This is a genomic window from Variovorax sp. 01T439_2 (assembly GCF_056398445.1).
The window spans coordinates 1-5430 of record NZ_JBFTPJ010000356.1; the positions used below are offsets into that span (position 1 = coordinate 1).

At 67.6% G+C, this 5430-nt stretch carries 5 protein-coding genes; 4 read left to right on the plus strand and 1 reads right to left on the minus strand.

Annotated elements, in window-relative coordinates; all coding sequences use genetic code 11:
• Positions 1 to 2: 2 nt before the first annotated feature.
• The 3 genes from AC1DOC_RS17460 (at position 3) to AC1DOC_RS17470 (ending at position 3508) form a co-directional block, all read left to right on the plus strand.
• Positions 3 to 1145 carry a glycerophosphodiester phosphodiesterase gene (locus AC1DOC_RS17460; RefSeq protein ID WP_478130162.1) on the plus strand — a complete coding sequence of 381 codons (1143 nt, stop codon included), beginning with the start codon at positions 3 to 5 and terminating at the stop codon, positions 1143 to 1145.
• Positions 1146 to 1211: 66 nt separating this feature from the next.
• Positions 1212 to 2417 (plus strand): M20 aminoacylase family protein, encoded by a 1206-nt coding sequence (locus AC1DOC_RS17465; RefSeq protein WP_478130163.1) that lies wholly within the window; start codon positions 1212 to 1214, stop codon positions 2415 to 2417.
• On the plus strand, positions 2414 to 3508 hold the full coding sequence (locus AC1DOC_RS17470; RefSeq protein ID WP_478081083.1) for a M14 family metallopeptidase: 1095 nt from the start codon (positions 2414 to 2416) through the stop codon (positions 3506 to 3508). Before AC1DOC_RS17465 ends, AC1DOC_RS17470 begins: the two co-directional genes overlap by 4 nt.
• Here AC1DOC_RS17470 and AC1DOC_RS17475 read toward each other — a convergent pair.
• Complete coding sequence (locus AC1DOC_RS17475; RefSeq protein ID WP_478084409.1) at positions 3505 to 4629, minus strand: ABC transporter substrate-binding protein; 1125 nt, start codon at positions 4627 to 4629, stop codon at positions 3505 to 3507. The two genes, AC1DOC_RS17470 and AC1DOC_RS17475, sit on opposite strands and share 4 nt — an antisense overlap.
• 57 nt (positions 4630 to 4686) lie before the next feature.
• On the opposite strand from AC1DOC_RS17475, the gene AC1DOC_RS17480 reads away from it, so the two are divergent.
• The coding region (locus AC1DOC_RS17480) for a molybdopterin-dependent oxidoreductase (RefSeq protein WP_478130164.1) at positions 4687 to 5430 on the plus strand (744 nt) is incomplete at its 3' end.

The following is a 5430-nucleotide window of genomic DNA, read 5'->3' on the forward strand; positions in this document are numbered from 1 at the left end:
GCCTGGCGGCCTGCAGCACCACCGGTCCCGCCCCCAGGCTGCTCACGCTCGACGGCAACCCGCCGCTGGTCATTGCGCACCGCGGCGCCTCGGGCTACCTGCCCGAAGAAACGCTCGAAGCCTATGCGCGCGCCATCGAACTGGGTGCCGACGTGATCGAGATGGACCTGGTCTCCACCAAGGACGGCGTGCTCATTGCCCGCCACGACCCCAACCTGGCCATCAGCACCGACGTGGCCAAACATCCGCGCTTCGCCTCGCGCAAGAAGACCATCAAGGTCGACGGCGAAACCCAGACCGGCTGGTTCAGCAACGACTTCACGCTGGCCGAGATCAAGACGCTGGGCGGCATCTCCACCGACCCCGAGCGCCCGCAGGAATTCAACGGCAAGTTCAAGATCCCCACCTTCCAGGAGATCATCGACTTTGCCAAGGCCAAGTCGAAGGAAGCCGGCCGCACCATCGCGATCTACCCCGAGACCAAGAACCCGACCTACTTCCGCGAGCTGGGGCTGCCGCTGGAAGACAAGGTGATCGCCGCCATCAACGCCGCCGGCTGGAACAGCAAGACCGCGCCCATCTACGTGCAGTCCTTCGAGCCCGGAAGCCTCAAGTACATGAAGGCCAAGGGCCTGAACACCCGGCTCATCCAGCTGATCGACGGCGACAGCGTCGACCTGAAGACCGGCGCCGTCACCTTCGCCGTGCCGAGCGACCGCCCCTACGACTGGACCAAGGCCGGCGACAAGCGCAACTTCGACGCCATGGTCACGCCCGCGGGCCTGGCCGAGATCAAGACCTATGCCGACGGCATCGGCCCGTGGAAGCGCTACATCGTGAGCATCAAGGGCAGCATCGGCGCCGACGGCAAGCCGCTGGACGTCAACAAGGACGGCAAGATCAACGACGCCGACGCCACCTCGGTCTCGCCCACCACGCTGATTGCCGATGCGCACAAGGCCGGCCTCTTCGTGCACCCGTTCACCTTCCGCAACGAATCGCGCCGGCTCGCGGCCGACTACAACAAGGACGGCAGGAACGAGTACGCGGTCTACTACAAGCTGGGCGTGGACGGCGTGTTCACCGACTTCACCGACACCGCGATCGCCGCGCGCGCCGACTACCTGAAGAGCATGGGGCGCTGAGCGCGACCTGGGGGTTTGCCCGGCACGGTCTTTGCGGAGGTTTCCGCAAAGCCTAGACTGTGCTCCATGAAACTCATCGACTCGCTCGTCACGCAGGCGGCCGGCATCGCCGCCGTGCGGCGTGACCTCCACGCCCATCCCGAACTCTGCTTCGAAGAAGTCCGCACCGCCGACGTGGTGGCAGGCAAGCTCACCGAATGGGGCATTCCCATCCACCGGGGCCTGGGCACCACCGGCGTGGTGGGCATCGTCAAGAACGGCACCAGCACTCGCGCCGTGGGCCTGCGCGCCGACATGGACGCGCTGCCCGTCACCGAGCTCAACACCTTCGCGCATGCCAGCAAGCACCACGGCAAGATGCACGCCTGCGGGCACGACGGCCACACGGCCATGCTGCTCGCGGCCGCGCAGCATCTTGCGAAGAACCGCAATTTCGACGGCACCGTCTACCTGATCTTCCAGCCGGCCGAAGAGGGCGGCGGCGGCGCGCGCGAGATGATCAAGGAGGGGCTGTTCGAGCAGTTCCCGATGGACGCCGTCTTCGGCATGCACAACTGGCCCGGCATGAAGGCCGGCCAGTTCGCGGTGAGCCCGGGGCCGGTGATGGCGTCGGGCAACAAGTTCTACGTCAACGTGATCGGCAAGGGCGGACATGCCGCGCTGCCGCAGACCGGCATCGACCCGGTGCCGATCGCCTGCGAGATCGTGCAGGCCTTCCAGACCATCCTCACGCGCAAGATGAAGCCGACCGACTCGGCCGTGATCTCGGTCACCACCATCCATGCCGGCGAAACCAACAACGTGATCCCCGACAACTGCGAGCTGACGGGCACGGTGCGCACCTTCTCGATCGAGGTGCTCGACATGATCGAGTCGCGCATGCGCCAGATCGCCGAGCACATCTGCGCCGCGCACGATGCCACGTGCGACTTCCGCTTCGAGCGCTACTACCCGCCCACCATCAACACCGAGGCCGAGGCCAACTTCGCGCGCCGCGTGATGGGCGGGATCGTCGGCCCCGAGAACGTGCTGCKGCAGGAAGCGGCCATGACCTCCGAAGACTTCGCCTTCATGCTGCAGGCCAAGCCCGGCGCCTATGCCTTCATCGGCAACGGCGACGGCACGCACCGCGACGTGCACCACGGCGAAGGGCCCTGCACGCTGCACAACGCGAGCTACGACTTCAACGACGAGCTCATTCCGCTGGGCGCCACCTGCTGGGTGCAGCTGGCCGAGCAGTTCCTCGGCAAGCCCGGGGGAGCCGCGCCTTGATCGGCATCGGCGAGGCGTTTTCGCCGCGCTATGCCCAGGCCCGCCAGAAGTTCCTGCAGGCCTGCGTGAGCGCGGGCCTCGCGGCCCTGCCGCATGCGCATCCGGGCAAGGGGCGGGACGGCGAGGAGCTCTCGATGGACGTGGCGCTCGACGGCGCCGCGGACGCCGAGCGCCTGCTGATCGTCTCCAGCGGCTGCCACGGCGTGGAGGGCCACTGCGGCAGCGGCGTGCAGGTGTTCGCGCTGCACGACGCCGAATGGCGCGAGAAGGCCAGGGCGCAGGGCGTGGCGGTGCTCTACGTGCATGCGCTCAATCCGCACGGCTTTTCGTACGGCCGGCGCGTCACGCAGGAGAAGGTCGACCTGAACCGCAACTTCGTCGATTTCTCGAAGCCGCTGCCGGCCAACGAGCCCTACGCCAAGCTGCATCCGCTGCTGGTGCCCGAGAGCTGGCCGCCCACGCCCGAGAACGAGGCCGCCATCGAGAAATGGATAGCCAAGCATGGCGCCGAGGCCTACCAGGCGGCCGTCACCAGCGGGCAGTACCAGTTCGAGGACGGCCTGTTCTTCGGCGGCAAGGCGCCGGCCTGGAGCAACAAGACCTTGCGCGGCGTGCTGCGCCGGCATGCCGCCAGCGCGCGCCGGCTGGCCTGGATCGACCTGCACACGGGGCTCGGGCCCAATGGCCTGGGCGAGCGCATCTTCGCCGGCCGCGACGACAAGGTCGCCTACGCGCGCGCCAATGCCTGGTGGGGCACGCCCGCGGCGCCCGTCACGTCGATCTACGACGGTTCATCGAGCGCGGCGCTGCTGCGCGGCCTGATGTGGGACACCGCGCACCAGGAGTGCCCGCAGGCCGAATACACCGGCATCGCGCTCGAATACGGCACGCTGCCCATGCTCGAAGTGCTGGCCGCGCTGCGCGCCGACCACTGGCTGCACAAGCACCCCGAGGCGCCGGCCGACCTGGCCGCCGGCATCCGCGCGCGCATGCTCGAGGCCTTCTATACCGACACCGACGCCTGGCGCGGCCAGGTCGTGAGCCAGGCCAGGCAGGCGATGTTCCAGGCCGTGGACGGCCTCTGCAGCTAGGTCCGGACCCGCCCGTCCCCGGTCAGCATCGACAGCTCGACGAACTTCGATGCCACGTGGTTCTTGGCCGAGAACGACACCTCGAAACCGCCGAACTGCTGCCGGTCGATGCTTTCGAGGCCAGTGATGAGGCCGTCGCGCGAGGCCTTGCCCGGCGCGCGGCGCAGGCCCTCGGTCAGCACCTTGGCGGCAAGGTAGCCTTCCAGGCTCGAGAAATTGGCGCTCGCGCCGGCGCCGGCCTTCTTCACCGTCTCGCTGAATTCGCGCGTGATCGCATTGGCCGCGTTGTAGGGCGAAGGCACCACCTGCGTCACCATCACGCCCGCGCCCTCCTTGCCGAGTTCGTCGGCCAGCGCCTGGGTGCCCACGAAGGACACGTTGAAGAAGGTGCCGCCGTAGCCCGCCTTGCGCGCCTGGCGGATGAAGGCCGCGCAGGCCTTGTAGGCGCCCACCTGGACCACCGCGTCGGGCCGCGCCGCCGTGATGCTCTTCACCGCCGCGGCCACATCGACCGAATTGCGCTCCACCGTGGCCAGCGCCACCGGCTTGAGCTCCTGCTGCGACAGCGCGAGCGTGACGCCGTCCAGGCCCGCCTTGCCGTAGGCGTCGTTCTGGTAGAAGACCGCGATCTTCTTCAGGCCCAGGTGCGTGAGCTGCTTCACGATCAGCGCGGTCTCGTCGTTGTACGAGGCGCGCAGGTGGAACACGTTCCTGTGGAAGGGTTCGCGCAGCGACATCGCGCCGGTGAAGGGCGCGATGAAAGGCACCTTCTCCTTCACCGCGAGCGGCAGCGCCGCCATGCTGGTGGGCGTGCCGATGTAGCCGAAGAGCGCGAACACGTCTTCTTCGATCAGCTTTTGCGTGTTGGCGGCGCAGCGGTCGGGCTCGTAGCCGTCGTCCAGGTTCTTGATGACCACGTTGCGCCGGCCGGCCTGGGCGTTGTACTGGTCCAGGAACAGCTTGGCGCCCTGGTGGAACTGGATGCCCAATTGCGCGGCCGGGCCGGTGAACGGTGCCGATTGGCCCAGCACCAGCGGCACGTCGCCCTGCGCCCGCGCCAACTGGAAGCCGCCGAGCGCGGCCGCGCCGGCGCCCAGGGAAAAATGTCTGCGATTGATCATGTGAAACCTCCTTTGCGCCTTGCCGCGCCTCTGCCTGGAAAACTTTAGACTTGCCGGATGGTCGATGCCCCGGTCTCTACAACTGCTGTTCTCCCCACCAACACTTCCACGGTCCTGGGCGCCTGTCCGCACGACTGTCCGGACACCTGCGCCCTGGTCACCACCGTCAAGGACGGCGTGGCCGTGAAGCTGCAGGGCAATCCGGCCCACTCGCACACCGCTGGCGTTCTCTGCACCAAGGTTTCGCGCTACATCGAACGCAACGACCATGCCGAAAGGCTCGTCCAGCCGCTTCGGCGGACCGGTCCCAAGGGCAGCGGCCAGTTCGAACCCGTCAGCTGGGACGCCGCTCTTGACGACATCGCCGCGCATCTCCGTGCATTACAGACAGATCCGGACACAATTGTGCCTTACAGTTACGCCGGCACGATGGGCCTGGTGCAGGGCGAGTCGATGGATCGGCGTTTTTTCCACAAACTGGGCGCCACGCTGCTGGACCGCACGATCTGCTCCATGGCCGGCGGCGAGGCCATGGTCCATACCCTGGGCGCCAAGGCCGGCATGCGGATCGAGTTCTTCGCCGAGGCGAAGCTGATCCTGATCTGGGGCAGCAACTCCATTGCCAGCAACCTGCATTTCTGGCGCCACGCCCAGGCCGCCCGGCGCGCTGGTGCGCGGCTGGTGTGCATCGACCCGCGCAAGACCGAAACCGCCGACAAGTGCGACGAGCACATCRCCCTGCTGCCCGGCACCGACGCCGCGCTGGCCCTGGCACTGATGCACGAGCTCATCGTGCACGGC